Source organism: Bacillus sp. 37MA, assembly GCF_000372765.1.
Classification (GTDB): domain Bacteria; phylum Bacillota; class Bacilli; order Bacillales; family Domibacillaceae; genus Domibacillus; species Domibacillus aminovorans.
This window is the reverse complement of the sequence record NZ_KB889752.1, coordinates 1,155,924-1,181,405: the sequence shown is the minus strand read 5'-3', so window position 1 is coordinate 1,181,405 and position 25,482 is coordinate 1,155,924. Positions and strand designations below refer to the sequence as shown.

The 25,482-nt window shown below is 36.2% G+C and carries 30 protein-coding genes, 3 pseudogenes and 1 riboswitch; of the genes and pseudogenes, 9 read left to right on the top strand and 24 right to left on the bottom strand.

The annotated features are described in order from the left end of the window. Positions 1-31 precede the first annotated feature (31 nt). Both A3M5_RS0106655 and A3M5_RS25255 read right to left on the bottom strand, forming a co-directional pair. Positions 32-1,990, bottom strand: a complete 1,959-nt coding sequence (locus A3M5_RS0106655; RefSeq protein ID WP_018392984.1) for an FUSC family protein — start codon at positions 1,988-1,990, stop codon at positions 32-34. 32 nt (positions 1,991-2,022) lie between these two features. Beyond that, positions 2,023-2,202: pseudogene (locus A3M5_RS25255) on the bottom strand (MBL fold metallo-hydrolase); the annotation flags it as partial. Between the two features lie 717 nt (positions 2,203-2,919). Here A3M5_RS25255 and A3M5_RS0106650 point away from each other — a divergent pair. Further along, positions 2,920-3,153: a hypothetical protein gene (locus A3M5_RS0106650; protein WP_018392983.1), complete on the top strand. Its 234-nt coding sequence runs from the start codon at positions 2,920-2,922 to the stop codon at positions 3,151-3,153. A 181-nt stretch (positions 3,154-3,334) separates the two neighbouring features. Here A3M5_RS0106650 and A3M5_RS25250 read toward each other — a convergent pair whose 3' ends face one another. The 8 genes from A3M5_RS25250 to A3M5_RS0106610 form a co-directional block, all read right to left on the bottom strand. After that, positions 3,335-3,493: an N-acetylmuramoyl-L-alanine amidase gene (locus A3M5_RS25250; protein WP_018392982.1), complete on the bottom strand. Its 159-nt coding sequence runs from the start codon at positions 3,491-3,493 to the stop codon at positions 3,335-3,337. Between the two features lie 29 nt (positions 3,494-3,522). Next, on the bottom strand, positions 3,523-3,843 hold the full coding sequence (locus A3M5_RS22435) for an N-acetylmuramoyl-L-alanine amidase family protein (protein WP_018392981.1): 321 nt from the start codon (positions 3,841-3,843) through the stop codon (positions 3,523-3,525). Positions 3,844-3,911: 68 nt separating this feature from the next. Continuing rightward, complete coding sequence (locus tag A3M5_RS24030; RefSeq protein WP_082193864.1) at positions 3,912-4,097, bottom strand: phage holin; 186 nt, start codon at positions 4,095-4,097, stop codon at positions 3,912-3,914. 5 nt (positions 4,098-4,102) lie between these two features. Further along, on the bottom strand, positions 4,103-4,324 hold the full coding sequence (locus A3M5_RS0106635; RefSeq protein ID WP_018392980.1) for a BhlA/UviB family holin-like peptide: 222 nt from the start codon (positions 4,322-4,324) through the stop codon (positions 4,103-4,105). Between the two features lie 197 nt (positions 4,325-4,521). Next, positions 4,522-4,734 (bottom strand): BhlA/UviB family holin-like peptide, encoded by a 213-nt coding sequence (locus A3M5_RS24510; RefSeq protein ID WP_286130762.1) that lies wholly within the window; start codon positions 4,732-4,734, stop codon positions 4,522-4,524. Positions 4,735-4,866: 132 nt separating this feature from the next. Continuing rightward, on the bottom strand, positions 4,867-4,995 hold the full coding sequence (locus A3M5_RS26415; protein ID WP_018392978.1) for a hypothetical protein: 129 nt from the start codon (positions 4,993-4,995) through the stop codon (positions 4,867-4,869). A gap of 38 nt (positions 4,996-5,033) precedes the next feature. After that, a riboswitch (cyclic di-GMP riboswitch) is annotated at positions 5,034-5,126 on the bottom strand. Between the two features lie 259 nt (positions 5,127-5,385). Continuing rightward, on the bottom strand, positions 5,386-5,898 hold the full coding sequence (locus A3M5_RS0106620) for a DUF3189 family protein (protein WP_026221610.1): 513 nt from the start codon (positions 5,896-5,898) through the stop codon (positions 5,386-5,388). Between the two features lie 507 nt (positions 5,899-6,405). Next, positions 6,406-6,786, bottom strand: coding sequence for a DUF6173 family protein (locus A3M5_RS0106610; RefSeq protein ID WP_018392975.1), 381 nt, complete (start codon positions 6,784-6,786; stop codon positions 6,406-6,408). A gap of 606 nt (positions 6,787-7,392) precedes the next feature. On the opposite strand from A3M5_RS0106610, the gene A3M5_RS0106605 reads away from it, so the two are divergent. Continuing rightward, positions 7,393-8,040: a cupin domain-containing protein gene (locus tag A3M5_RS0106605; RefSeq protein WP_018392974.1), complete on the top strand. Its 648-nt coding sequence runs from the start codon at positions 7,393-7,395 to the stop codon at positions 8,038-8,040. A gap of 17 nt (positions 8,041-8,057) precedes the next feature. Here A3M5_RS0106605 and A3M5_RS22425 read toward each other — a convergent pair whose 3' ends face one another. Next, positions 8,058-8,291: a hypothetical protein gene (locus A3M5_RS22425; protein ID WP_018392973.1), complete on the bottom strand. Its 234-nt coding sequence runs from the start codon at positions 8,289-8,291 to the stop codon at positions 8,058-8,060. A gap of 506 nt (positions 8,292-8,797) precedes the next feature. Here A3M5_RS22425 and A3M5_RS0106595 point away from each other — a divergent pair. The 4 genes from A3M5_RS0106595 (at position 8,798) to A3M5_RS24495 (ending at position 11,257) form a co-directional block, all read left to right on the top strand. Continuing rightward, positions 8,798-9,073, top strand: a complete 276-nt coding sequence (locus tag A3M5_RS0106595; RefSeq protein WP_018392972.1) for a hypothetical protein — start codon at positions 8,798-8,800, stop codon at positions 9,071-9,073. Between the two features lie 697 nt (positions 9,074-9,770). Further along, a complete protein-coding gene (locus tag A3M5_RS24505) occupies positions 9,771-9,941 on the top strand; it encodes an aspartyl-phosphate phosphatase Spo0E family protein (protein ID WP_018392610.1) in 171 nt (56 codons plus the stop codon). Between the two features lie 833 nt (positions 9,942-10,774). Continuing rightward, positions 10,775-11,044, top strand: a complete 270-nt coding sequence (locus tag A3M5_RS24500) for a hypothetical protein (RefSeq protein WP_231373220.1) — start codon at positions 10,775-10,777, stop codon at positions 11,042-11,044. A 78-nt stretch (positions 11,045-11,122) separates the two neighbouring features. Then, positions 11,123-11,257: a YjcZ family sporulation protein gene (locus A3M5_RS24495; protein ID WP_018392969.1), complete on the top strand. Its 135-nt coding sequence runs from the start codon at positions 11,123-11,125 to the stop codon at positions 11,255-11,257. 140 nt (positions 11,258-11,397) lie between these two features. Here the strand turns inward: A3M5_RS24495 and A3M5_RS25245 are convergent, their stop codons facing one another. Continuing rightward, positions 11,398-11,556 carry a hypothetical protein gene (locus A3M5_RS25245; protein WP_018392968.1) on the bottom strand — a complete coding sequence of 53 codons (159 nt, stop codon included), beginning with the start codon at positions 11,554-11,556 and terminating at the stop codon, positions 11,398-11,400. Between the two features lie 139 nt (positions 11,557-11,695). On the opposite strand from A3M5_RS25245, the gene A3M5_RS25740 reads away from it, so the two are divergent. After that, a complete protein-coding gene (locus A3M5_RS25740; protein ID WP_018392967.1) occupies positions 11,696-11,866 on the top strand; it encodes a hypothetical protein in 171 nt (56 codons plus the stop codon). A 519-nt stretch (positions 11,867-12,385) separates the two neighbouring features. On the opposite strand, the gene A3M5_RS0106550 is transcribed toward A3M5_RS25740, so the two are convergent. Then, positions 12,386-12,685 carry a hypothetical protein gene (locus A3M5_RS0106550; RefSeq protein ID WP_018392965.1) on the bottom strand — a complete coding sequence of 100 codons (300 nt, stop codon included), beginning with the start codon at positions 12,683-12,685 and terminating at the stop codon, positions 12,386-12,388. A 196-nt stretch (positions 12,686-12,881) separates the two neighbouring features. Between A3M5_RS0106550 and A3M5_RS0106545 the strand changes: the two genes are divergently transcribed. After that, the gene (locus tag A3M5_RS0106545) at positions 12,882-13,145 is read left to right on the top strand and encodes a hypothetical protein (RefSeq protein WP_018392964.1); all 264 of its coding nucleotides are present in this window, start codon (positions 12,882-12,884) and stop codon (positions 13,143-13,145) included. Here A3M5_RS0106545 and A3M5_RS25735 read toward each other — a convergent pair. The 11 genes and pseudogenes from A3M5_RS25735 to A3M5_RS26020 all read right to left on the bottom strand — a co-directional run. Further along, positions 13,116-13,463 carry a hypothetical protein gene (locus A3M5_RS25735; protein WP_018392963.1) on the bottom strand — a complete coding sequence of 116 codons (348 nt, stop codon included), beginning with the start codon at positions 13,461-13,463 and terminating at the stop codon, positions 13,116-13,118. The genes A3M5_RS0106545 and A3M5_RS25735 overlap by 30 nt on opposite strands. Before the next feature lie 717 nt (positions 13,464-14,180). Further along, a complete protein-coding gene (locus tag A3M5_RS0106525; RefSeq protein ID WP_353643291.1) occupies positions 14,181-15,524 on the bottom strand; it encodes a sensor histidine kinase in 1,344 nt (447 codons plus the stop codon). A 68-nt stretch (positions 15,525-15,592) separates the two neighbouring features. Next, positions 15,593-16,270, bottom strand: coding sequence for a response regulator transcription factor (locus A3M5_RS0106520; RefSeq protein ID WP_018392960.1), 678 nt, complete (start codon positions 16,268-16,270; stop codon positions 15,593-15,595). A 146-nt stretch (positions 16,271-16,416) separates the two neighbouring features. Further along, on the bottom strand, positions 16,417-17,049 hold the full coding sequence (locus tag A3M5_RS0106510; protein ID WP_018392958.1) for a PepSY domain-containing protein: 633 nt from the start codon (positions 17,047-17,049) through the stop codon (positions 16,417-16,419). Between the two features lie 113 nt (positions 17,050-17,162). Continuing rightward, entirely contained in the window at positions 17,163-17,378 is a 216-nt protein-coding gene (locus A3M5_RS0106505) for a hypothetical protein (RefSeq protein ID WP_018392957.1), read from the bottom strand. Between the two features lie 258 nt (positions 17,379-17,636). Then, positions 17,637-18,275 (bottom strand): annotated as a pseudogene (locus tag A3M5_RS22415) (LLM class flavin-dependent oxidoreductase); the annotation flags it as partial. Between the two features lie 566 nt (positions 18,276-18,841). Beyond that, positions 18,842-20,005 (bottom strand): DUF4317 domain-containing protein, encoded by a 1,164-nt coding sequence (locus A3M5_RS0106490; protein WP_018392955.1) that lies wholly within the window; start codon positions 20,003-20,005, stop codon positions 18,842-18,844. Positions 20,006-20,557: 552 nt separating this feature from the next. Continuing rightward, complete coding sequence (locus tag A3M5_RS0106485; protein ID WP_018392954.1) at positions 20,558-21,457, bottom strand: NAD(P)/FAD-dependent oxidoreductase; 900 nt, start codon at positions 21,455-21,457, stop codon at positions 20,558-20,560. A gap of 74 nt (positions 21,458-21,531) precedes the next feature. Then, positions 21,532-21,966, bottom strand: coding sequence for an Rrf2 family transcriptional regulator (locus A3M5_RS0106480; protein WP_018392953.1), 435 nt, complete (start codon positions 21,964-21,966; stop codon positions 21,532-21,534). A gap of 461 nt (positions 21,967-22,427) precedes the next feature. Continuing rightward, positions 22,428-23,459, bottom strand: a complete 1,032-nt coding sequence (locus A3M5_RS0106475; protein WP_018392952.1) for a zinc-binding dehydrogenase — start codon at positions 23,457-23,459, stop codon at positions 22,428-22,430. Positions 23,460-23,467: 8 nt separating this feature from the next. After that, positions 23,468-23,711 (bottom strand): annotated as a pseudogene (locus A3M5_RS26020) (galactitol-1-phosphate 5-dehydrogenase); the annotation flags it as partial. Between the two features lie 287 nt (positions 23,712-23,998). Here A3M5_RS26020 and hpaB point away from each other — a divergent pair. After that, positions 23,999-25,435, top strand: a complete 1,437-nt coding sequence (gene hpaB / locus A3M5_RS0106470) for a 4-hydroxyphenylacetate 3-monooxygenase, oxygenase component (protein WP_018392951.1) — start codon at positions 23,999-24,001, stop codon at positions 25,433-25,435. Positions 25,436-25,482: the final 47 nt, after the last annotated feature.

The window sequence follows — 25,482 nt, the reverse complement described above, 5'->3', positions numbered from 1 at the left end:
GGAAGAAAAAACCCTGACTGATCATTCATTTTTAGCCGGGGACTCTCTCACTGATTTGAAGAGCGTTCTGGAGAGCGATAATCTCTTTTTTTATTTTTGAAAAACCTTGAATATCAGGTGTGTTTTTTTCTGTATGCGGCTGATTTTGTTCAGCAGCCATCGCCATCGTTTCAAAAGTATAAAGCAATTGAGCGAGACTTTCATCTGAAAGAACAGGTCGTTTATCATATTTTAAGCTTGAATCAAGTAAATAGCCCATCTGTTCTATGGAAAATATGACAGGCCAGAGAGAATCTAATACCGTCTTGTTGCTAAATAATTCCCCTGATGCTGTATTATATACCGTTTTTAAATTGGTTAAATTGGTTTGCATTTTACTTCTTTCTCTGCTCTCTTCATAGTCAATACGACTATTATGTTCAGAAAACAGCATGAGTAGAAACTGTCCCTCACTTCGAATTGTTTTAGCAATAAAATGCGGAAGTAGACTGGAAGCAGAACGTCTGCCTATCAACAATGTCCCAATAAGACCTATGACGCATCCTATAAAAATATCTGTTACTCTCACGGTTGCAAAAAAAGCGAAGTCATGCACTTGAGTCGTGTATTCTGCCATGATTAAAGCGGATGGTGTAAAGAACATCGCAGCAAAGCCATAATTTCGCACAATAAAAAGTTCTGTGAAAAATGTCAAAACCAAAATGATAATGGCGATAATATATCCTTGAGGCGTGGATGACAGAATGATGCTCGCTACGAGAATGCCGACGATTGTTCCAAGAAATCGTTGAACGGCGCGGTGAAACGTAGCGATAATTGTCGCGCCAGACATGACAGCTGCACAGGATAATGGAATCCAATACGAGCGGTTAAAGTCAAATGTATACGCAATAATCGCAGCAAACGTAAGGACCGTTCCATATTTAACAGATGACAGAAAGACAATCGAATTTTTGTCGAAAGCGCCTAAAAAAACCGTTTTTAATGATCGCTTTGAAATTCGAACTTCTTGATTAATCCTAGAAATCGGTTCATTCATGATGGCATCCGCATTATAAATTTTGACGAATAAATGCTCTGCCGCTTCATTAACATGGTCCGGCTGAAGAATTTTCGTATTGTTTTTCTTTTTATGTTCAATCGAGTTTGCGAGAGCCCGAATAGATTCCCCTAATTCTGGCGGTAGCTTTGCCTTTTCTTCTAAAGCTATTTCGAGTACTTCTAAAAATATCGTATTTGCATGCTCGGTTAATAAATATAATCGTTTAAACATATCTGAACTTTGCCAAGATATATATCCTGCTGAAAGAATATCTTCTGCCTGTTTCATCGCTGATACTGTTCTTTGCCTTGTCTCATTAAAGTTCTCTTTACCGACTGAATCCAAAAATGCCGCCAATTCCATATACACTCTTTTTACAACATTCGTTTCAGGTTCACGAGGGCTGATCAACCAGCCGAGCATAGCAATTAGCCACGATAACACCCCTCCGAGAAAAACGAGCCCGGTGCGCAGAGGAGCAAGTGATGGATCGACAGGCATACCAGTCGCCATGGCGAAACTTAAAACAAAAAAGATAGCAGAAGGACCAGAAATTTTTAACGCCCCAAAAATAAAAATAGCTACAGCACCAATCACACCCATCATAATAGCAGATGCAAGTGGATATGGAGCAATAAGTGTTCCTACTCCGACTGATAAAGAAATTCCAATCATGACAAAAAAGAGCTTTTTAGCTCTCTGTGCATATGGCTGGTTAAATACATAAAGATAGGTAAAGGCGCCAATTCCCGCTAACAAACCATATTGTAAACTGCCCAATAATAACCCTATAAAGACAGGCAGCGATGCACTTACTCCAGCACTAAAAGCCTTTATCCATGGAAATGGATTCTTTTTAATCTCAAAAGCCTGTTTTATTGTCGAATGAATCTCAGTAGATTTAAGTGAGATAGATGTAGAGGACTTTTTTTGTTTCTTTTTATCCATTCTAAAGCCCCTTTCCTATTTTAAATGGGTATTCTCATGTCATTTGGATTAAGTTGATTAGGTGATGTAGTCGGTAAATAAAAGGCTTCTCCCTCGTCTGTCAGCTCTGCATAACGAACACCGGCCGTATCTCCTGTGAAAATCCCATTTGATTTTTTATCGTAAATGGAATAATGATGATTAGCATGTCCTGGTGTATATATAAATTTCAATATCATTTAATTTAGACTTAAAACCCTTTATTTATAAGCGTTTAGTAAATTCATTTTTCAAATTTCATGAATCCTTGATCAAAAATTTTGGTCGTTTTTTGGTCGGAATTTTGATCATCTATTATTTATATTATAGCACTAAACCTCTTTCCTTTTGGGCAAACGTATTTTCAAGCATATTTAGTCACTTTTCCTTCGCGTGGTTTGGCAGCTGCTAAAATGTTCTCAAGCTTAAACGTCCGATTCTGTTTTCTAGTGAAGCAATAGGCGTTAATATAATTGTTTTCAATACCCGTGACGATAATACATCGTTTTGTGGCCAAGTAAAAAAAACGAACATATTTTCCGTTACTTGATTACCGAATCTTTACAGCATGTCACGTTTTCTCCTTATATATAGAAGAAAAGGAGCTGGTCTAATGAATGTTCTTGGATTAATGACTGTAACAAATGCAATAAGGTGTTAGAGAAGAAAGATTTTGTTGCGTCGTCTCATATAAATACAATTTATCATTTGGTTTACGGTTCACCACCGCAAAACGAGGGCACTCAAGATGCAGGGACGAGTTTATTTTAGAGAAATATCCTTTTATGCAGAAAGTGTAGATCGGTTCTGAACATTTACAAACACCTTCTTTTCTACTATGTTTCTAGCATATGTCCTTCTTATCTAGCATATACATAGAGAATATCTACTATAGAAAAGGAGCTGACCAATTGAAATTGCTTGAAGCAGTTAAGTTGCCCGGTTTATATCGCCTTTGGAATAGCGAAAGAAAGGAAGTGAGCGAAGCTCTCTTCTTCGGCGAGATTTCAAGAAGCATTGGCGATAACGAAACTGATTGGAATCCCAACATTTTTAGTTGGATCAACGAAAGAGAATTTAATTTTGAGGACTGGCAGGAAGTTGATGTTGAGATTTTGCCGACGGTGATTACTGAGCAATGTTGACTGGCCTCGGCCGGTCTTTTTTGCTTATAAACCCAGTAGAACTGCGTCATACCAAGGCTCATAGGGTGCGGTGAATCAACTTAAATAAGACAAACAAAAAAGCCCTGCTCCAAGGATATATTTTCTGATCTTCAAACCACGTTTACAGAGGCTGATACATATTAGTCATGTATAATATGTATCAACCTTTTACTTCTTGTTCAACAATCGCGCTCGAAGTAAGATTACTCACAAATAAATTTTCCGTTAAAACTACCGGCATATTGGATACACGAAGCGCCGCTAAGTTCTGCTGTTTTATACCTCGATCACGGATTCCATAATGTTTTAAAAACGACATAATCTCATCGTGAGCAGCTTTTTGGAACGTTACCGTTTCTCCGTCACCCCCTGCTGACGGAACGTTTCGAAACCGTTTGAATCTGGATATAAGCTGTTTAAATGGATAGACACAAGGCAGGCTGCTTTATGAGCATTCGCGATACGCACTTTTGCTTCCGGAGCATGGTAAACGTCCGTCGTGCGCGTAAGGTTAATTTTGACGTTTGAGTAATTTTTCATTAAATAATCGGCAGTCTTTTTAGCAATGTCCAACACCACGTCTTTTTCCTGCAATCCATTCGATACGGCACCTGGATCTTTCCCTCCATGTCCTGGATCAATGTCGACTTCGATGATGTCTTTACTCATTTCAATTTCCCCTCTCTTTCAATCATTGCCGCTTTTCGCCGTACTTCCCTTGCGATATTATTGTTCTTTCACCAAGCCCAAACCGCTGCAACAAACGTTAATACTCCTACCACAAAATGTTCGACCTCTTCCTCTTCGCTTTCATATGGCAGCGGTGAATACCCTACTAACACTAGAAATTGATTCAAAAACGCAACAAAAAGAACCACCGTCCGCACGATGGTTCCATTATCGATATTTTTAATGCCTTGCATATAAATCACTCTCGCTCGTTACTTTTAATTTCGTAGATGTCTTTTTCTAATCTTTCTAATGAACAAACAATTTTATCTTGCGTTTCATTCTGTCGTTCGATCTGCGCCATCAATTTATTTTCGCGTTCTTTTGACTCAGCCATTTGAATGCGTAACAGCCATACAAACAACACGCCAAAAACCCCTTGTGCCCAAAATTCAGCTGGCAATTGTGTTAAGTCCATCATTCATCCCCCCCTTTAATCGATTGAAATTCAATTGTTTTTTCTACTACTCTTTTACAACATAATATTTGGTATTTATTAAAATCTAAACCGCCACTATTTAAATGAATTACGATCAATTTCAATATGTTTAGTCATTTCTATTGATCTCCTTCTCTATATTATATTCCATATATTAGTTGCTGTTCTCCACACCTACATTAGTAAGGTAAATAATAGTTACACCGGTGATGAGATCCCTCCCGCTTGTTATTTTTAATGTCCATGATGTCTTTTTCCAATCGTTCAAGCGATGAAACAATTTTATCTTGTGTTTCGTTTTGTTTATCAATCTGTACCGTGAGCTTGTTTTCCCGCTCTTTTGATTCCGTCATCTGGAACTGTAAAAGCCATACAAAAAGGGCACAGAATATCCCCTACGCCCACAGCTCTGGTGATAGTTGCGTAAAATCCATCGTACAGCCTCCTTGCTTTCCTTATAAATAAAAAAGCGCCCGAAATGGACGCTCTTTGAAATGCTATTTCCTTTTCGTTACTCCACATTGTTACATTCTCTTTCTAGGCTTGTTTCCAACCTTAATATAATAAGCACCATCTTCATCAAGAGTTCTAAAAAACTTAACCCCAATCCACTTCAACGGCGACCAGATTTCTTTCATACTGTATAATGGCATACAGTATACCTCCTATTAGATATGGTTTGGAAATCATATTCAATAACTGGCTGACATAGTTTTAGCACCTTAGCACCTTAGCCCCTGTAGATCTGCATCACCGTTTTTTGGCAGTCTTGCCCTTTCACATAATACTTAAAGTACATGTCCATTATAATATCTAGCTCCTATTATATTAAGCTTATTCGTTCGACAAATCTCTGTAAAAATAGCGCTCCGATTACGAAGCGCTTAATTAACAGTTTAATCCGTATGTGAAACAACAAATAGCCAACATTAATGGTTGACTCAACGTATCCAACTTGACCTTTTAGTCTATTAAAATGTAAAAACCGATTTCCTATGTGCTAAGGCAATCTTTTACTAACAGAGGTAAAACATTAAATATTATTACTTATATATTTCATTTTCTAAAATAATCACTTTTTCCTCATTTGAGGATTTCCCTATTTGTTTCGTATTTTCAACCAAACGAAAAATATTATCACAGCATTGTTTGGCACCTATAATTAATAATGGTACACCTATAAAATCAATTTTTAGTCCTCTTGAGAAAAACCCTCCAATTGACATGACGAACGGTACAGTTGGTGATGTATTAGAGAATATTATTTTTTCTTGAAATTGATGTTTGCTTTGTAGTAATAAGCTTAAGTTTTTTAATGCTGGAACAACAAGTTTGGAGGATCTTCGTCCTATTGTATATACCGAGTCCCCATTTTCATCTATCCCGTGAAAAATGATTTTTCCTGAATCATCTTTAGATAATTTATTGAAATAGTTAACATTTAATATTTCTTCTTTAGTTAGTTTTCGTTCTGATTGGGTAATTTCTTTTAAATGATAGGCGGCTGCCAGAGCCGTTGTATGTGTCCCACCATAGTCATTATAGATATAAATCATGATATCATCCTTTATGTTTTTATCTATGGCTATTATGGCCATTTATTCTAGTTTCCATTCAGTTGATTATCTTTTAACTCTTATTACACTGCATGTTCCGACTACTTGTTAAATCGTAACCTGCGTATTTATATGGTACATCGGGAATCCGAACATATAACCGTTCGTTTGTCCTTATTGTGGAAAATGAACCATCGGGTTTCTGGCCTTGCATCCCAACGAATAAACGCCTGGCACCTGTCAAAAGTTCGTTCAATGTAAACTTCATTCAATGTAATGACTTCGATCTCGTCTTTTTGGGAATAAAGGTAGTCGAGAATCTGTATAAAATTGGTAGTAGAATAGTACATGCCATATGGATCTGCAGGTGGCGTATCTGTGATAAGGTGATTCGTGAAAACGATGGTTGTATCTATATCGACGATAACTGAAGCGGGCGTCACGCCTTCTTTCTCCGAAATTAATTTTGAGCAAATAAAGAAGCCACTCATCAGAGTGACCTTTTTATTATTGGATGAAACCTAATGGAATTTTAGGCTCTTTGGGGTTCGGTCGAGGCATTGCCATCAATAAAAAATTAAGCTGTGATACATGTTGAATCAATTGCACTTCCAATCCACTATCAGTAACTCCCGCAAAAATGATTAAACTGGGATCACAGTAACCTAATGCAGTTACCTGAAAAGTAACCGACTGCCCAGATGGAATAAGCTTAACCCCCACCCCTTGACTGCCATCTAGTTTATTGTCAAAATCTTCAGCTCTTTTTTTCAAATGCTTATAAAGTTCACTTGCCAAGTTTTGTCCCGGTGTATTCGTTGGTATAGGTAATTCATTGCAAATTTCGTTATCGTCCATTGATTTGAGTAGATCTGGCTTGGATTCCATTTTATCATCTCCTTCCTTGAGTCGGATAGATCTGGCTTGGATTCCACTTTATTATCTCCTTTTTCGTCAAATTATTATACTCAACGCCAAATGGCTCTTTTCCTCGTAGAAGAACACTATAGATGTTTCACATTCGATCAACGCCTTGCGCTATTTGCTTTCGTTATTTTAGACATAGAAAAAAGACCCCCGACAGGAATGTCGGGGTAAATAGTCAAAGGTAGAGATAAGGATACTGACTATTTATATAACCTTTTAGCATTAAGCTTAAACCTATCTGTCTTAATTTTTACCTTTTCATATATACAGCAGCTATATGACAAAAACGACGATGTTTATTTTAAAGCATAGAAAAAAGCACCCACCAGCATTAGTGAGTGTCCCTTTCACTTTGGAATGTTTGTAAACAAGATGATTACAAACTAATAATTTATTCAGTAATTGTGAAGTATGCCGCTAAAGTATATGTCACCTTTTCTAATGTACGGTTTCGTCGAACTGCTTACTAATTAATTTTTAATAACTACGCACACCAAGCTAATTGTAAGTGCATAACATGCCTATAAAGTTTGTTTTATAGTTCTTATAAAGAGGTGAAAAGAAGTTATGGTTTCATATATGGATTACACATCTCCATCAACTGAATACACTTTTGACGTAAATAAAAGTCCCTTGTTCAGAAAAGATGAAAAAAACTATATTAACGTACTAGGTGTGAAACAGTTAAATACATTGGAAAATGTGTCGTTGCTGGACATTTTCCTAAGTACTAATAACGTTGTAGAACCTCACTATCACCAAAATGCGGCTGAGCTAGTCTATTGTATTTCTGGTGCTGCTACTGTATCGATGCTGAACCCCTTTACAAAACAGCTTCTCAGTTACTCTATTACACCTGGACAAGTGGCAAACATTCCACAAGGTTGGTGGCATTACGAAGTAGCTACAGTTGATAACACTCATCTTTTGGCAATTTTCAATGCACCAACTCCAGAAGTGATTTTAGGCTCTGACATCTTAAAATTTACTCCTGCAAATATCATGTCTCATACTTATTGCATCGATGAAAATCAATGGAAACAAGCAATTGAACCGGTTAAACCATCAACATATATAGGTCCATACAAGAACTGTAATAGAGTAAAGCAAAATACGCCTAATCAATATTTAAATCGACAGTATCAACAGCCACAATACATTCAGCAATACTCACGAATTCCTTACATTCCCCAGTATTATCAATATTGGCGCTAATAGACAAACTAATAAAACTATTGGTCTGGAAAATCGATGTCTTTTTTATGTCGCAGTTTGTGTCTACTATTCATTATATTTTTTTTCGTATTATCTTCAAGACGATCTACTCTGCCATCGACCATAACAACAACGGTCGAACCATAGTCAGGCAGCGTATAAGGAATCAGTTTGCCGTCCCTCACCACGTACATTGTTTTGTTACTCATCAGATCTATTTCAGCTGTCATTTTTTCATGGTCAATCTTCATAGCGCAGGACGCCCCTAGTCTGTTAAAGCCGGGGATATTCTCATGGATTTTTTTGCATAATTTTTTGTTAAATGGAAATAATGTTATTGTACGAAACATTTTGCTCTGTTAATTTCAATGTTTTATAGCTAGAGCAACCTGGCTTTTTTTATACCATAATATCTTTGAACTGTTCATTTAACTGATCGAATTTTCATCGTTTGAATCGTTGTTGCATATATTAAATACAAATAGGAGCCCTTTCTCCCTCCTATTTAAAAGCATTTTCCATTTCTTCTTCAGCAACTATTCTTATCCTGGAATAGTTGCTTTTTGTCGTACTGTTGATTAAAAATTAACTCTCAGTAGCAAATTGTCTCTTTTCAATGATTGATTATTTAACCATTCTCCTTCACTCTTTCGTTTGAGATTTGTTAAGGTATTGTACCAAAATGTAATTTTTAGCATAAAATAAGATTGATACGATGATTCATTTAACATCGTCTTATTATTGAGAGGTGAAATCCATGAATAAAAATAATTTAAACAATAATCAAAAAGGCCAAAATTCATCATTACCAGAAAATTATGCTGATAAGCTCGCCGTCATTGCTTCAGTAATTACTACGTTCGGTGATGCCTTAGCAACTGTTGCAGCAGTATTAGCATTGGAAGAGGCTGCTAACTCCAATACACAAGATCAAAGAAGTCAATCTGACCGAGACCAGCAGTTGATAAGGATGCAAAAACAAATTGACTACTTAACAGATCAACTATCAAATAATAATAGACGGAAGAATTAAGCTACATACCATAGATTTTCAGTTCATTATGGCATTTGAAAATGATCACTATTCGTAATGAATTTTCGAATTATTGAAACGCGCTAACTTCTCGTTTCCCTTCTGTACTTTTCAGCTTGTCCCATGAACCCTTTTTAGTCTTGATAATTATGCAAATCGCTTAATACCTGATCTCCATTCCAATTCTCAAAAACTCCTTTTACACTCATTGAAATTTACTCCTTCACAGTTTGTGTCTACTGTTGATCACTCTCCCTTACACCACTTCTATAAGGTTTTGTGCTCAATTTCTTTTTTGAAGAAATACTTTATGTTTAATTCTTTCCTAGTTGGATATGATTAGTAACTAATTCAATTTTACTCAGCGAAGGAGACCATCACAGTATGGTGCTAATCCATATTGTTGCGTGGATAATATCAATAGTTTTATTCATTAGTTTCGTTTTTTCTTTAGTGGCTTTATTAAGAAAACCAAGATCGTTACGTGAAACTGAAAGTGAATTTTCCTCACAGGTTAAAATAGAATTGCGAGCACTATTTAACGGCCGGGCAGAGTCCTGGCCTTTTATATTTTCTTTAACTCTCAAAAAAATATAATATTTTTAGAAATTTTGTCGAATACATGGTAATTCTCTCTAGATTATTTTATGATAGCTTCTATTATGTTTAATAAACAAACTCGCACAGGAGAGATGTAATGTTATCTACTCAGTTAAATTTAGATGACTTATCCACCCAAATTAACGATATTCGCGAGTTAATGATAGCCTCTGGTTTAAAAAAGGGATTTACAGATATCGAAACCCTTAAATATAGCGAGGAGCTAGACAAATTAATTCTCCAATTTCAATTGCAAAGCAGACTTTAAAAATCTATCGCGAATAAATATCATTTTTTGTATAATTTTCTCTTCGATGGTTAAACTGTTACTGTGTTAAGTTTTCTCATGAGTAAGAACCTTCCAAATATTTGTAGCCGGGGACTTTTCTCGGCTTTTTTTGTGTAAACATTTCTTGAACGGGCATACTATTTTTATATGACGGTTCCCCGTCATACCCGATATTTTGTCACTTTCAATTCTTTTACAGTCAGGTGTTAACCTGGCTATTGTTTTGTTGCAAAATATAAAATTGTTCCTCTTTGCATAAACTTTTCTAATATGGACATACTGCTACTGCTTTATGTCAATCCTCGAAATTCCAATTCTTTTACAGTCAGGTTATTAATCTGGCTGTTTTTTGTTTGAATTTCCACCTTCACTTTGATTTTCATCGGGATTTCTTCTGCCATACGCACCGTTCTTTGGCCTCTTCCTTATATTCATAACTTTCAACTATAGAATTTCCGATTATAGATGACACAATTACAAAATACATATCAATTCCCCCTCTATTTTTAATGCATTAATCCTCGTTTAATGTAATCCGGTAACTCTTGTCCGCATCCTCCACAGTAATTTGCGGGAAGAGCCTGTTCAAACGTGCATTGAGGACAGATAACTTCCCCTTTGTCATCTGGATATTTGAATTCTGTGTATGTTACTTTTCGTATCTTTAATCTTCCAACCTATCAAAAGGACAGGTAGCTATCTGTATTAGGTATATGTCATTTATAGCAAATTAAAAATCTCACCCGTGATGTCTGTCCGTTTCAAAGATACTACGGGATGCATCTACTATAGTAAACAAGGAGGTGTTTTGGATGTGTCGTCCTATTAGACCAATCATCTGTCCCCCAAAGTGTGTATTTCATGATTCCTACATTAAACGCGAGGTTCCTGTTATTCACCCAATCGTGAATGTTAATCGGCAGCATATTGTTAACGTTCCTCGTCATATTTATCAGCCTGTGACAAGAAACGTCGTCGTAGATCCAGGCTATATGGATCCATCACAGTGTCACATGGATCCATCACAAAATTACATGAATCCATCACATAGTCAATCACATGGCTGCAATCGTTGCAGATAATTCTTTTTGTTTTTTAGAGCCATTCGCACAAGATACGTCTGTATTTTTTCATACTATATTTAGAAAGAGGTGATAGTTATGAGTTCCCAAAATTGTAATGACTCTGGATCTGGATATGGATCAGGCTTTGCACTAGTTGTTGTCTTATTCATTCTTTTAATCATCATTGGAGCATCTTACATGGGCGGCGGATACGGCGGCGGATGCTGCTAGACACCAAACCTTTATCCGTAAGACCCTTTTGAATTAATCTAGCTCTTGCCTTCTCTCTCTACTGTAGCCACCAATCCAATATTGTGCGACTGTATATAGTAAATACAGCCGCTTTTTTTTATTCAATATTTTTGAACGTTTTACACATCCTGCAGCATCCTTCCTCTTAACTCAAAGAACCACTGCCGATCCCCTGTCTTGATCGCTAAATCTATTAGGTCTTGATAGTCTTCTTTTGTCAGCGTAATATTTAATCCTTCCGTCTTGTTTTTGTCATAAATCCTGGACTCTTGCTTCATCTAAATCACTCTTTCATTTACACATTTCGCTACTCTCGTCACATAAATTTGCTCAAATGAGTGAGGAAGCTCGGTAATGTAATTTCTTTCGAATATTTTTTCATTTACTACAAATCCTATATTTTAGGAGGTGATAAAAATGAAAAAACAAGAAAAATCTAAAGATGCTGGTCAAAAATCCAATTCAATGAATGCTATGGATCAAGGGATAAACTTGATTGCACAAACAGTTAATAATGCTACTGGTATTGACAAGGATAACGATGGCAAGATCAATAAAAATGAATTACATACAAGAAAAAATGATTAATTTTATTTTTACCGGATAAATAAAAGGTTATCTACTTAATAATATTTATTAGCACGGAGGTTTTCTCAGTATGTCGCCAAATGAACTTTTTTCATGGATAATGTTAACCATTTTAGAGGTTAGCCTAATTTGTTCATTAGTTTTCAAGTTAGAAAAATCAAATTTTTTTTCAAAATCCGAATATGAATATACCCAAAAGAATAATCAAAAATTCAAGGTGAAAGATAAATTATTTTATTAAAGCGCTTCTGGCGCTTTTTTATTTTTTCCGCCGATCGCCTGGCTGCTTTTTCTGTTTACGAAGAGTTGCAGCTAAAGCCCACTATTGCCTTTGAACTTTTTGCAGTACTCCTTTACTTCTTCCAGTGTCATGTACCATGTGTGTACTTTGCTCATGTCCAAACCCTCCAGCCTGAATTAATTCGTGCTTTTAGTTCATGCCACTGCAAATACTTATAAATCTAAACACGATAATCCCCTTCTTTTCGAAAGAGCAGGTACCTGCCTGCTCGCATCTTTTTACGCTCTTGCATCAGCCATCATCCTTTCTCTTAACTCAAAGAACCATTCCTTATCAGCAGTTATAATCGCTAAATCGATAAGACTGTCGTAATCTTCTTTCAAAAGAGACGAATCCAACGGTACAATTAAACTCATTGAGCACGTAGCTGGAGCTGGTTTGATGTTTTCAGGAACACCTCTTATAAACCTGGTTATTTTCGTCACGTGCACCGTCTCTAAATATTTTGAAAAGCTATCGATATAACTCATATACCAATACCGGCCAGACGCTGCTAAAACCCAATCCCCAATATTCATCACGCCATCCCTTTCTCAAAATAAGCTGAGCTGTTCGATAAACTGCGATGATTCTTCTTCATGTAATATCACTACAGCTTTTTCCAATCCTGACGCCTATTTTAAGGTCCTTATAGTCCTTTTCCTTATCACACTAAATAATTTTCCGCATAAAATGTAAACGTTATTAATTCTTACATTTCAGGAGGTTAATGTGATGAAACCTGATCATTTAAGAGAGGTTAAGTTAGAAAAACCTTCGTTATCTTCTGAAATTAGTGCCGCACAGATCGCAATCATTGGTTCAGCAGTCGTAGCCCTTGGTCAGGCTATAGGAGTATTTGCCGAGGTGCGGGCTTTAGAAGAACTGTCAAACGATAATTCTCAAGATCAATTAAGTCTAGGGCCCATTCAACGGCAATTAAATACTATACAAAAACAACTCGATTATTTAACGAGAGAAGCATCTAAAAAACATTAAAAATTCAGCTGCATCACTTTTATTTATCGATTGCGCTTCTACTCCGCTCGGGTCCACTCCATCACATTTACTTTCTACCCGAGCTCCTTCTTCTAATAATTTAAAGAGTACAATTGATCGGTTTCCCCGTTTTTGGGCTTGTCCCTTGCCTAATCCGTTACAGCGATAGCATGTGACTGGATATGATGGAATCACCTCGAATACTGGTTGCACTTCCACCTTTTCAATGTCTGGATCTGCCAAAAGAATCAGGTAATAATCGGCTTCGGCTTTGCTGTTAAAAAAATGCAGTATACATATGTTTTCTTCGCGTTCCAATTACGTGCTCTCATTTAGAAAGGTCCCCTTTTTATTGATACTTTGTTTTTTTCATTTTACTTTTTGAATTTTGCACATTGTTAATTATGTTTTTATTATATTTGTTATTTCCTCAATACCACGTTCCATGCATTCCGATGTTGATTTTTAATCAAAAAAAAAGACCGTTTATTTCGGTCTTTTTTTCTAAGGTTTGTTGACACTAACACACCCTTAATTGAGAAAACTCAATTCTCACTCATTCATCTGGATTTTCATTAAGCATCCGAGAAACATAAGCATCGAAATCTAACTGAACGACAGGTGATGGAAAATCTTCTTGCAAAAACTCTATTTCCTCAGAAAATCCAAAACTGAAGTGCTCTATCTCAAAAGTATTCGTTTCATTGCTGTTAGAGTTTGTACTCATTTCTTCTTCAACTAACCTGCCCCGTTAGTTCAATATGGAAATCAACATCATTCGCTAACAGAGCCTTAATCTAAAGTTTCAAAACTCCGCCCAAAACATTTACTTACATAGTATAAAAGCCGTACCAGTATACTGACTGATACGGCTTTTCCTTATTGATTACGCTTGAGCAACTGCTCTTTTATTGCTCTAGCTCTCTCTTTAATACTCTCCGTTTCTTCTTTTAAAAGCTCAACTTTCACATCAGCATCAGACAATTCGATTCGTCCTCGCACCAGAACAGTTTTGCTGGAGGAAATACGGCAGATTTAGAAAGGTGATTTAGCAATCGGAAAAGTCATCGTAAAGGTTGTTCCCTTCCCCTCTTCACTATCAATATGAATTGTTCCTTTGTATTTTTCAATCCATCGTTTCGCAATGGCGAGGCCGAGACCTTGTCCTCCCTGTTTACTGCTTCTCGCTTTGTCGGCCCGATAAAACCGATTTAACACGTAAGGAATATCCTGCTTTGAAATCCCGATTCCTTTATCGATTACTTGTATGTGTACTGTTTCATTCTCAGCAAAACAAGCAATTACTACATTTTTTTCTACCGCTGAAAACTTCACAGCATTATCCAATAATATAATCAAAATCTGCTCTAAATGACGAGGGGGTACAGCTACGTACTGTGTTCCTTCCTCTATATGTGTAGTAAACATAAAATCAGGATGCAATAGTTCAAAATTATGTTTAACAGATTGAATTAACTGAACGACATGAACCGGATTCACTTCAGTAGGTCCCATTGTTCCTGTTTCTGCTTTTGATAGTTCCAGCAGCTCTTGAACAAGCTTTATCAGGCGGTCGACCTCTTTTAAGCTTGAATGAAGCGATTTGTTAAGCACTTCGGGATCATCTTTTCCCCACCGATTTAACAGGGATAAGTGACCATGAATGATAGCCAGTGGTGTTCGTAATTCATGGGATGCGTCTTCAACAAATTGTTTTTGTTGAATAAAAGACTCTTCCAGATCATCCATTAATTCATTAAACAGTTTTCCTAGTTGTGCAATTTCATCATTCGTTTCATAGGTAGGAACACGCTCCTGCAGACCATTCACTTTTATCTTTTGCATCGTATCTGTGATCACACGTACATTGGAAAGCAATTGTCTTGAAAGAAATGTCCCTCCAAGGAAACTTAGTAACAGTCCACCGACACCCCCGGTAATCAACACAAAAAAGATATTATCAATGAAGTCGTCAATCATTTCCATACTTCTAATAATCTCAATCGTCCCAGCAAATTCATCCGTTACAACAGGCGCTCTTAAAATAAGAAGAGGATCTTCGCTATTTCTAACGATTTCAAACTCCTTACTGTTTACTAATACTGGTAATACCTCTGCTTCGTGTAAATCTTCTGTAACGTTCATGACGATAGTCCCTTTTTGATCAATGATTCGAATTAATTGATCTTCTTCATTTATAATTGAAAAGTCGTTTTCGCTTTGTTTTATTTCATCTATGGTAAGTGGCTGATGGTTCGATTCAATAAACGTCAATATTTCATCTAACTGATGATTCATATTTTCTTTCTCATAATTTAAAGTTCTATGTTCAATGATCATATACTGGAGGATTGAATACGATAGAAACAGGATAAACATGAACGCCGATGACCACATCGTTATTTTCCATCTGATCGGCAAATTAGAGTAATATGTAATAAATTTATTCAATCCCGCATCACGTACCCAACCCCTCTTACTGTTTGAATGTAAGGCTCTTTTTCATTTGTATTTAACTTATTACGTAAATGCCTGACGTACACATCAATCACGTTTGTTTCTACTGTCGTATCATAAGACCATATTTGCTCTAAAAGCATGTCCCTTGTTAATACCCGGTTAATGTTTTTCATAAAAAAAGAAAGTAGTTCAAATTCTTTGTTCGTAAGCTCGATGGTTTCATTTTCTTTCGTAAGGAGACGGGATTCTACATCGAGCACTAAATTCTTAAATTTCAAAGAAATGGTCTGATTTGCTGCCAATCTTTCCTGGCGCTTAAAAATAACGCGCATTCTTGCCAGTAATTCTTCAATGGCAAAAGGTTTTGGTAAATAATCATCTGCCCCATTATCAAGCCCCATCACCCGGTCCATTACACTGTCTTTTGCCGTTAGCATAATGATGGGTGTGTCTTTGGCTGTTCGTAATCTCCTGCATACTTCAATTCCGTTTAGTCCCGGCAGCATCAAATCAAGAAGAATGATGTCAAAATCTTGATGTAATGCTTTTTCTAAACCTAAACGTCCATCATATGCAATCTCAACGGAGTATCCCTCATATTTGAGCTCAAGTTCTAAAAATTCAGCCAATCTTTCTTCATCCTCTACAATCAAGATCGTTTGCATCATTTAACTCCCTTCATTCATAACTTTACTCTCCTGTGAACATTTTTCTTTATCATATTATCCTGAATTGACATTTTTAAAAAACCTAAAGGAAGAATCCTATCTGCAATAAGCAAATAGGACCCCCTTTTCTCATCTTTGTTTACTTATTCGTTATCATCATCTGTTTCAGCATCATCTTCTTCGATTTCAACTTTTAACACCTTGCCAGATTTAGCATCTACTACGATTTCCCTTTCTTCCCCTTTGTCATCTATAACATCTACAGTATATACAACAACACCGTCTTCATCTTCAAGTTCTGTGTCTTTTACTTTACCTGGAACTTCTTTAAGAGCAATGGCGATACTCTCTTCTTTTGTTACTGTTGCTTCTTTTTCAAGTTGTTTTTGCTCTTCTTTATCGTTTTCTTCGCCGTCCTCTTTCTCAGACTCTTCGTCATCTGCTTCTATTTTCAAAATCTTACCGGTATTGGCATCTACCGCGACCTCATGTTTTTGACCTTGATCATCCGTGACTTCCACACTGTAGATAATTACTCCATCTTCGTCTTCAAGTTCTACATCTGATGCACTACCCTGGACTTCTTTTAAGGCAATATCGATACTTTCTTGTTTCGTTAGTTTCGTCTTCTTTTCTAATTGCTTTTGTTCCACTTTTTCAGAGACTTCTGTTTGTGTACTATCTGATGCAAATGCTGAAAAGTCTATTACGGAACCTGCGATACCACTTCCAAGAACTGTAACTGCTAATGCTGGGACTAAAAGTTTCTTTTTCATTTTTATCTTCCTCCTGATAACTTGTTTTATCGTGCTTTATGATCATAACTCCTTATCATGAAGTGCTTATGAATCCAAAATAAAAACAGCTTAATATTTACATTAAAAATTTTTCATTTTACTAATAGTAAAAAAACCGTACCAGTATATGGGACTGATACGGCTTTTTTATTGGTTACGCCTAAGCAACTGTTTTTTATTGCTCTAGCTCTCTTTTTAACACTTTCCGTTTTTTCTTTTAAAAATTCTACTTTCATACCATCTGGAGACGATTGGATTCTTATTAAGTCCCCATCCTGCACATCTGATCCTATTTTTTCAACTAACATTAATTCCTCAACCGATACTTCTTTGCACTAGAGCAGCTTGGTTGGAGGAAATCCCGCTGGATTCGTTATTCCTCCAGCGAGATTTTTTCTTTGGTTTGCCGTTATTTGTGATACGACTCCACATGATGTAACTAAATGAGGTTTAATTTGGACAACTATTCCATAACTCAATTAACTGGTCTTCTGTATAGGTGGCATATGTTTTATGGGAAACAAGGAATTCTCACTGGCAAAGATTGTCCAGTAGTAGGGGCTGGTTTACTGCGTGGCTTCCCATTTGGCGATTTCTTCCCGAACAATAGGTGCCACTTCTTTCCCCAATAGCTCGATGGCTTTCATCACATCCCCATGTGGCATGGTACCAACCGGTACGTGAAGCATAAACCGTGTGATGCCTACATTCTTTCGAAGGTGAATGATCTTTTGGGCCACGGTTTCCGGATCCCCCACATACAGTGCACCTTCAAAGCTTCGTGCCGCATCGAATGCTGCCCGGTCATAATGCCCCCAGCCCCGCTCCTTTCCCAGCACATTCATGACTTGTTGGGTGGGAGGGAAAAATTTATTTGCTGCCGTCTCGTTATCCTCTGCAATGAATCCATGTGAATGGGACGCAACCGGCAATTTGGATACGTCATGACCAGCCTGAGCCGCCGCTTGTTTATAATGCTGGACAAGTGGAGCGAACTGGACTGGACGTCCTCCTATGATTGCCAGAACAAGTGGCAGCCCCATCAGTCCTGCGCGGATGACCGATTCACTATTGCCCCCGCTCCCAATCCATACAGGCAAAGGATTTTGCACCGGACGCGGATACACACCAAGATTGGCAATGGCCGAACGATGTTTACCGAACCAAGACACGACTTCGGACTTTTGTAATTTCAGCAGCAATTTCTTCATACTTATATCAATTTACTTTAATATACCTCACATTCGAGATTTATTCATTTTTCAAATCTAAAAAAGCTGAGGAATGCAATCCCTCAGCTTTTCACACACATACCCTTATCTATCTATTTCTAGATTCTAAATGTTAATTTCTGTTTGATAATAGTCTAGTATCAATTTAAATTCACTTATAATACCAAAAATTCCGCCGTACTTATGGTAAGGTTCACCTCAATGAATTCTAAAGATAGCCGTAGACTTTATGATGTAAACCAACTTTTCTGCAAGTTTCTTATAAGTGATCTTTTTCTTCCGCTTGTTTGATTAATATATTCCAAGCGTGAAATGCTCTTATTTCATGATTTGACTGCTGACGCATATCAGGAACTTCTCCCCTCCAAACGCCTTTTTATTTTAACATAAAAATGGTACTGACCTGATTTGCTTTATTATAATGTTGTCTGGAAGCAATCTAAAACAAAAAAAGTTGGTCCCTATCAGTTGTAGAGAATCAACTAAAACTCATTAATATATCTTGCAATGGATTCAAGGAACCTGTCCCTCAAAATCCACTAGAGTGTCTTTGTTTCTAGTCGAAATCCTTCGACGACTACATCTTCATCGATCTCTACTAATAAGCATCGTTTTCCATTGTAAGTAATATATTTTATATTTTTCAGGTCTTTCGGGCTGACGGATACATCTGCCACCTTCGTATTGATTTTAATGTTTTTTGGAACTAAACTGCTTGCTTTGAACTCATGTTTTTCGTCCGCTACGACATCTTTGAAGGCATGTTCCACTTTGGCGGTATCCACATCTTCGACGCCGCTTACCGTTAATATGCGTTCGATGTCCCGATAATCCAACATAGGGGGTTCACTTTCTTCTTCGTTTTCTTCATTCTCCTGCACCATTTTATCGATTTCCTCATAAACATTAGAAATGACTATGGAATCCACTTTGTCTCCCATTACTGTTTTTAAGATCTGTTCGAAGCTATCCTTATCTTCCATGGCAGTAATAATCTCTTCACAGTTGAGAACTTCTTCTATAAATAAACCTTCTGGTTGATTCACTTTTCCTCCACAATAGAGAATATGATTAATATCTGCTGAATCATTATTAAAGGCAGGAAACAGAAAACCTGTTAACGGAGAAGTCAAATTAATAATGGGGTCAACTGCGTTATTTGATTTGAATTCTTTCTCGATATAATCAAACAGCAAGGCTTTTTTCGGCTGAACGGTTTTATTGAGACTGCAAAGGATAAACTCGTTGGAATAAACCTCATCATTCCCTCCTTCTTCGGATTCCGGATCCCGTTTTCTGATCGCCTTTTGATATTCTCCCTGGATAAATGTTACCACTGTATCAAATTCATAAGCAGCATGAGCAAACATTTTCCCGACAATTTTCAGCATGTTTTCTTTCCAATCTTCCGTTGATTCTGCTCGTAATCCTTCAAAAAGGATAGTTTGTGTGCTATCTTCCACATTGCGTTGAAATTTCAGCTCAAACAGTTTCGCGTCAAGATGACCTGTCAAAACCTTTTTAAAGTTTGCTAAAAACAATTCTTGTGTTTCCTGTTCTAACATTTGAAACGGTTGGCTGACTTGATGGTAAATCTCACCTGATTCTTTCTTTACATAAACATTGAGGATTTCTCGAATTTTCATAAGAGGATTGTCTAATTTAAATTGCTTTCGGATATTAGTGATATCTTTTTTATTCATTTGTCTCATCTCCCATTCCTAATTATACTTTTCAGACAAGAAAATAGTAATACTTAATGTTTTTTCAATTTTAATAGCTGAAAGGAATAAAGTTCGTATCGTCCTATTTTTAAAGAATAAATCTCCACTCACCCTAAATGATTTTTAATGTGTTACCAACGGATACTTTAGCTTTAGTTCAATAAAAAAAGCCGCTTGGGTTGGCAGCAAGATATTTAAGGAACGCACCCTGTAGTTTAAGTACAATACTTCACAATCTAAGGGGGAAATGCTCCTTTTGTGAGGAACAGTTGGCATTTGTATATGTTTTTCCGAATGGATGAATTAGATTTTTTTAATAACTAATTACATTTAAAGTATTTCATCAATCCTAATTTGACAGCAACAATAAGAATCCATTTTGAAAAAAATATTGATCAAAATGGATTCTTTTCTTAATATTAGTTATATTGTTTTTATAAAAAAGTCTGATCATTTCGGTGATGCTTATTGTGTTAAAACCCCGTTAGTACAATAAGGATAATGCATAGTTGACGGAGACTGTGCACCTTTTTAAAAATCTTCATTAATTAAATCACTTATTACTCCCATAGCAACTTTAGTTCCCTCACTTGCAGCAATAATTAATTGAGAAGGTGTTGATATTGAATTATCTCCACTTGCATAAACTCCTTCAATATTCGTACGTCCAAATTTATCTGTTTCAATTCCCCCATTCTTATTCATATTACACTCTAAGGATTCAGCAAATGAAGACGCTTGCTTTAACCCAGTAGTTACTAATCCTCCTTCCCTTAATATTTCTTTACCATTTTTAAATTGGATCTTTTTTAATTGACCTTTGTCACCTTGTAAAGTTAATATTTCATCTTCTATAACTTCTATATTTTTCTTTGTTAATAATTCTTTTTGCTCTTTAGAGAAAATTTTCTTCCCATTAGTACAAACAACGAGATCTTTACTCCAATTAAAAATCATTTTTGTCATATGAAAAGCACGCTGATCTTCTGATATGACAACTAAGGCACGGTCTTTTAATTCCCATCCATCACAAAATGGACAACTAAACAAGCTCGTACCATAGAAATTATTTATACCTTCTATACGAGGCATTATATCTGTAAGACCCGTGGATAAAATAACCTTTCTAGAACGATAAAAATCCCCATCTTCTGTATGTATCAGAAAAGATCGATTTTCTTTTTTTATATCAATCACTCGTTGATTTTGAATCGATATATTCGAATATTTCATTAAATCTTCTTTAGCTATTCTTTTAAATTCTGAAGGTTTGATACCATCTCTTGTGATAAACCCATGAGATTCATGAGTTACAGCATTTCTAGGTTTATCTTCATCAAATAGAATGATCTTTTTTTTTGCCCTCGCAAGTACAAGTGAAGCATTTAAGCCTGATGGTCCTCCACCAATGATTACGCAATCTAACAACATTTTATTTCCTCCCTTATATTAAATGTATTCCAGATTCTTAATATCTATAATTAAAATAAAAAAAATTGGAATGATTAACAATCAAATTTATGATTCTTTATCGATTTAATTTGTTTTGCAATATCAATAATATATTTTTTGTTTAGTTCATCTTTCATCTTATTTTCTACATCAATCATCACATTCTCAATTAAACAATCTTCATTTCTAAATAATTCTCCATGTTCCAGTGAACAACTGAATAAAGTTGTTTGACCTTCAATAGCATGAATGACATCTAAAAAAGATATATCATGAGACTGTCTTACTAAACTATATCCACCATTAACACCAGGATTTGATTCAATTAATCCTGCTTTAACAAGTTTTGTTAAAATCTTAGAAAGGTATGTTGGTGAGAGATTTTGCATTTTAGCTAACTGTTCTACTCCAATCGATTTTCCCTTTGGTGTTAGTGTTAAATATACCATTGTGTGTAAAGCATAATTTGTGGCTTTTGAATATTTCATTACTTTTCTCCTTTATAAATACATTAAAGACCTTTTATATCTGGAATTGATTATAATTTAAAATGAAAAAAAGATCAAGATGTTTACATCTTCTCTTTTAATCACAGTCCGACCATACTATGCACTTATTCAACTAAACTGCCCCTATAGTTCAATAAGAAAAACCGAAATGTAGATCATTCCAGTTCATCTTTTTTATAAATGGTTAAACTTTTTTCAAAACGGTACGACTTTTTTATAAACAGTTAAACTTTATTTCAAACCAACAGTTTCTTCTATTTGAAATTATAGAATGACATGAGATCAGCAGGATCTAAACAAAATGACCCCAGCACAATACTAGGGTCATTTACTGGCTACATAAGCAGCGGGCTTTTTTTAAACTGTCCACTTTATGGGGTACAGTTCACCAATAAAGCGTTCTAGCATTCCAGAAAGTTTATAGCATAGAAATCATGAGATTATGACGCAATAATAACCTTAATTTGGTTTCCTGCCATTACTGCCTCAAAACCTTTACGCCAGTCTTCTAAAGGTACAATCTTTGTAATCATTTTGTTTGTATCAATCTTTTGCTCTTCTAGGAGTTGTAATGCTATGTGCCATGAGCTAGGCTTTTGCGAGCGTGTACCAACATACTTTAATTCTCTTTGAATAATCGATTCTTGATCCAGCTGATTCATCTTATTCGCAAAAATACCTACTTGTACAAATGTTCCTTTTTTCTTCACTAATTGCAAGCCTTGATTAAGCACTGGCACTGCACCAGAGCATTCAAACACTTTATCAACACCATAACCATTTGTATGTTTCATGACAACTTCCTCTAAACTTTCTTCTTGAACATCAACAATTACGTCTACACCTAATGATTTCGCTAATTCTAAGCGCTGCTTATCCTTTGTGATGCCAGCTAAAATGACAAACGCACCTTGTGCTTTCACAACCTGGCATTGAAGCAGACCGATTGGCCCTGGTCCAAAAATAAGTACTTTGTCGTCTTTATTAATAGTTGTTTTTTCTAATGCTGCATGTACACAACAAGCTAACGGCTCTGTTAATACAGCTGCTTCAAGGCTTATATTCTCGGACAAAACATGAACGCTTTCCTCACGAGAAACCACGTATTCAGACATGCTGCCATTTACTTGAGTACCGATTCCTTTACGAGAAGAGCATAAATTATAATCCTTCTCTAAGCAGTACTCACACTTGCCGCATGTTGTAAATGTGGTTTCACTTGTAACCCTGTCCCCTACTTTAACATTTTTTACTGCATCTCCAACCTCTACTACAACGCCGGAAAATTCATGTCCTAATACAACGGGAATTTTTGAGTTTCTATATTCTCCTGTAAATGTATGAATGTCTGTACCACAAATTCCTGTGTAAGCAACTTTAATTTTAACCAAATCACTTGTTACTTCTGGTTCTGGGATTTCTACTAGTGACATATTATCATAACCTAGTTCCACTTTCATTACGGCTTTCATTGTATCTTTCACTCCTCGTTTGGAATTATTAACATTTTGCCATAAGATTGTTCACGATTGATAATTATGTTGAAAGCTTTCTGGGTACCCCTGAGTTTATAGCTATGGGAGATTAGTTTTTTAAATGAATTCTCCCATTCGTTATAAAGTCAATACTCTTGATCCATTCTTCACCTGGAATGGTGCAGAATAAGAATTCTAGAAACCTTTTAATGTTAATTCTCGTCTAAATATGTTTTCAAAAGCTTGCTCTGACCTCTGCCAGTGACATAGTTGTTTGAGTGAGTTCAACTATTTCACCAATTTTCATGGGAACACCTCCTGCCATAAACAGTTCGATGCCACAAAGAGCGATCCTGCCTGTATTTGCAATCCTCTGTCCTTTTCTTTCATTTTTTATTAGTGTCTATGCGACAGGATAAGGTCACCTAATGGTAACAATTAAAAAGACATATTAATATGCTGTAACTAAAGAAATGGATGAACGAATTCTATACGTCCATTACGATAACAATTAGCTAACTTTTAGGAGTGTGCGTATGCCCGCTATAACCGGTAATGATTACATTGAACGAATTGATCACCTAAAAACATGTGTATGGATAGATGGAGCCCTTGTGACAGGCAAAATTTCCGAACATCCTGCGTTCAAAGGGGTAATGAAAAGTCAAGCAGCGTTATATGACTTGCAACATGCTGAATCACTTAAAGATGTCATGACCTATCCATCACCATCAACTGGAGAGCCCGTAGGTATGTCGTATTTACAGCCGAAAACAAGAGATGATCTAATAAAAAGACGAGCAATGATCCAACAATGGGCTATATCGAATAATGGAATGATGGGAAGAAGCCCAGACTATATGAATACAGTGTTAATGGCCTTTGCGTCATCTGTGAATTTTTTGAAAGGAAAAGAAAATTGTTTTCCCGAAAATATAATAAAGTTCTATGAATATGCACGTGAAAATGACGTATCCATGACACATACATTTATTGATCCACAAGTAAATCGAGCAAAATTTTATTTTGAAGATACCGATGAACCTATTGCAGCAAAAGTGATGGAGAAGAACGAAGAGGGTATCATCGTAAAAGGTGCTCGATTACTGGCCACACAGGGTGGAATAACGGATGAAATAGTGGTTTTTTCAGCAGGAGGCATTCAGGATAAAACGAAAAGTTTTGCTTTTTCTATCCCTAGCGATAGCAAAGGCCTTAAGTTTGTTTGTAGAGATTCATTTGTTGAAGGCGACTCTTCGTTTAACTATCCATTAAGTTCACGGTTTGAGGAAATGGATTCGATTGTTATTTTCGACAATGTGTTGGTTCCATGGGAACGCGTATTTTATTATGACAACATAGAAGTATCGAACAGATTCATGGCTTCTAGTTCGTTTTTACCTTTTACGTTGCATCAAGCTGTCTCTAGACAGATTGTTAAAACAGAATTTGTTTTGGGGATTGTCCAATCTATCATCGACACAATTAACATTGCGGAATATCAGCATGTTCAGGAAAAAGCTTCTGAAATTATTGTCGCATTAGAAACGATGAAAGCCTTAGTGATCAAATCAGAGATTGAAGCCAAAATCGATGAATGGGGATTTATGCGACCAGATCAAACAACACTCCAAATCGCCATCAATTTATTTCCACGAGTTTATCCAAGGTTTACCGAAATTATTCAGCTGTTAAGTGCAAGTGGATTGATGACGATTCCAACAGAAAAGACATTTCAATCCAGTATTAGAACAGATTTAGATCAATATTTACAGGCTAAATCCCGAAATGCAGAGGATCGTATTAAGATTTTCCGTTTAGCATGGGATTTAACGATGAGCTCCTTTGGTACACGCGAAACGCTTTATGAACGGTTTTTCTTTGGTGATCCCATTAAACTTTCGAGTAAATTGTATTTTTCCTACGATAAGGAACCGTATGTTAAACGAGTTAAGAATTTTTTGCAAGAATAGTCAGAGGAGAACCGAACAAATTTGAAGCAAAAAAGCCAAGCTCATTT

What these genes read in the sequence shown, in the direction of transcription:
- A3M5_RS0106505 (WP_018392957.1), bottom strand. Translation starts at nt 17,378, where the DNA reads ATGTTAGTTGAAAAAATAGGATCAGATGTGCAGGATGGGGACTTAATA.
- A3M5_RS0106520 (WP_018392960.1), bottom strand. Translation starts at nt 16,270, where the DNA reads ATGCAAACGATCTTGATTGTAGAGGATGAAGAAAGATTGGCTGAATTT.
- A3M5_RS0106510 (WP_018392958.1), bottom strand. Translation starts at nt 17,049, where the DNA reads ATGAAAAAGAAACTTTTAGTCCCAGCATTAGCAGTTACAGTTCTTGGA.
- A3M5_RS25740 (WP_018392967.1), top strand. Translation starts at nt 11,696, where the DNA reads ATGAAAAAACAAGAAAAATCTAAAGATGCTGGTCAAAAATCCAATTCA.
- A3M5_RS22425 (WP_018392973.1), bottom strand. Translation starts at nt 8,291, where the DNA reads ATGAAGATTGACCATGAAAAAATGACAGCTGAAATAGATCTGATGAGT.
- A3M5_RS26415 (WP_018392978.1), bottom strand. Translation starts at nt 4,995, where the DNA reads ATGCCATTATACAGTATGAAAGAAATCTGGTCGCCGTTGAAGTGGATT.
- A3M5_RS0106475 (WP_018392952.1), bottom strand. Translation starts at nt 23,459, where the DNA reads ATGAAAGCCGTAATGAAAGTGGAACTAGGTTATGATAATATGTCACTA.
- A3M5_RS0106550 (WP_018392965.1), bottom strand. Translation starts at nt 12,685, where the DNA reads ATGAATATTGGGGATTGGGTTTTAGCAGCGTCTGGCCGGTATTGGTAT.
- A3M5_RS25245 (WP_018392968.1), bottom strand. Translation starts at nt 11,556, where the DNA reads ATGAAGCAAGAGTCCAGGATTTATGACAAAAACAAGACGGAAGGATTA.
- A3M5_RS0106480 (WP_018392953.1), bottom strand. Translation starts at nt 21,966, where the DNA reads ATGAAATATTCAAAAGCCACAAATTATGCTTTACACACAATGGTATAT.
- A3M5_RS0106525 (WP_353643291.1), bottom strand. Translation starts at nt 15,524, where the DNA reads ATGTTTATCCTGTTTCTATCGTATTCAATCCTCCAGTATATGATCATT.
- A3M5_RS0106485 (WP_018392954.1), bottom strand. Translation starts at nt 21,457, where the DNA reads ATGTTGTTAGATTGCGTAATCATTGGTGGAGGACCATCAGGCTTAAAT.
- A3M5_RS0106490 (WP_018392955.1), bottom strand. Translation starts at nt 20,005, where the DNA reads ATGAATAAAAAAGATATCACTAATATCCGAAAGCAATTTAAATTAGAC.
- hpaB (WP_018392951.1), top strand. Translation starts at nt 23,999, where the DNA reads ATGCCCGCTATAACCGGTAATGATTACATTGAACGAATTGATCACCTA.
- A3M5_RS0106635 (WP_018392980.1), bottom strand. Translation starts at nt 4,324, where the DNA reads ATGATGGACTTAACACAATTGCCAGCTGAATTTTGGGCACAAGGGGTT.
- A3M5_RS0106655 (WP_018392984.1), bottom strand. Translation starts at nt 1,990, where the DNA reads ATGGATAAAAAGAAACAAAAAAAGTCCTCTACATCTATCTCACTTAAA.
- A3M5_RS24505 (WP_018392610.1), top strand. Translation starts at nt 9,771, where the DNA reads ATGTTATCTACTCAGTTAAATTTAGATGACTTATCCACCCAAATTAAC.
- A3M5_RS0106605 (WP_018392974.1), top strand. Translation starts at nt 7,393, where the DNA reads ATGGTTTCATATATGGATTACACATCTCCATCAACTGAATACACTTTT.
- A3M5_RS0106610 (WP_018392975.1), bottom strand. Translation starts at nt 6,786, where the DNA reads ATGGAATCCAAGCCAGATCTACTCAAATCAATGGACGATAACGAAATT.
- A3M5_RS24500 (WP_231373220.1), top strand. Translation starts at nt 10,775, where the DNA reads ATGTGTCGTCCTATTAGACCAATCATCTGTCCCCCAAAGTGTGTATTT.
- A3M5_RS25250 (WP_018392982.1), bottom strand. Translation starts at nt 3,493, where the DNA reads ATGTCGTTTTTAAAACATTATGGAATCCGTGATCGAGGTATAAAACAG.
- A3M5_RS0106620 (WP_026221610.1), bottom strand. Translation starts at nt 5,898, where the DNA reads ATGATTTATATCTATAATGACTATGGTGGGACACATACAACGGCTCTG.
- A3M5_RS22435 (WP_018392981.1), bottom strand. Translation starts at nt 3,843, where the DNA reads ATGAGTAAAGACATCATCGAAGTCGACATTGATCCAGGACATGGAGGG.
- A3M5_RS24495 (WP_018392969.1), top strand. Translation starts at nt 11,123, where the DNA reads ATGAGTTCCCAAAATTGTAATGACTCTGGATCTGGATATGGATCAGGC.
- A3M5_RS24030 (WP_082193864.1), bottom strand. Translation starts at nt 4,097, where the DNA reads ATGCAAGGCATTAAAAATATCGATAATGGAACCATCGTGCGGACGGTG.
- A3M5_RS0106545 (WP_018392964.1), top strand. Translation starts at nt 12,882, where the DNA reads ATGAAACCTGATCATTTAAGAGAGGTTAAGTTAGAAAAACCTTCGTTA.
- A3M5_RS0106595 (WP_018392972.1), top strand. Translation starts at nt 8,798, where the DNA reads ATGAATAAAAATAATTTAAACAATAATCAAAAAGGCCAAAATTCATCA.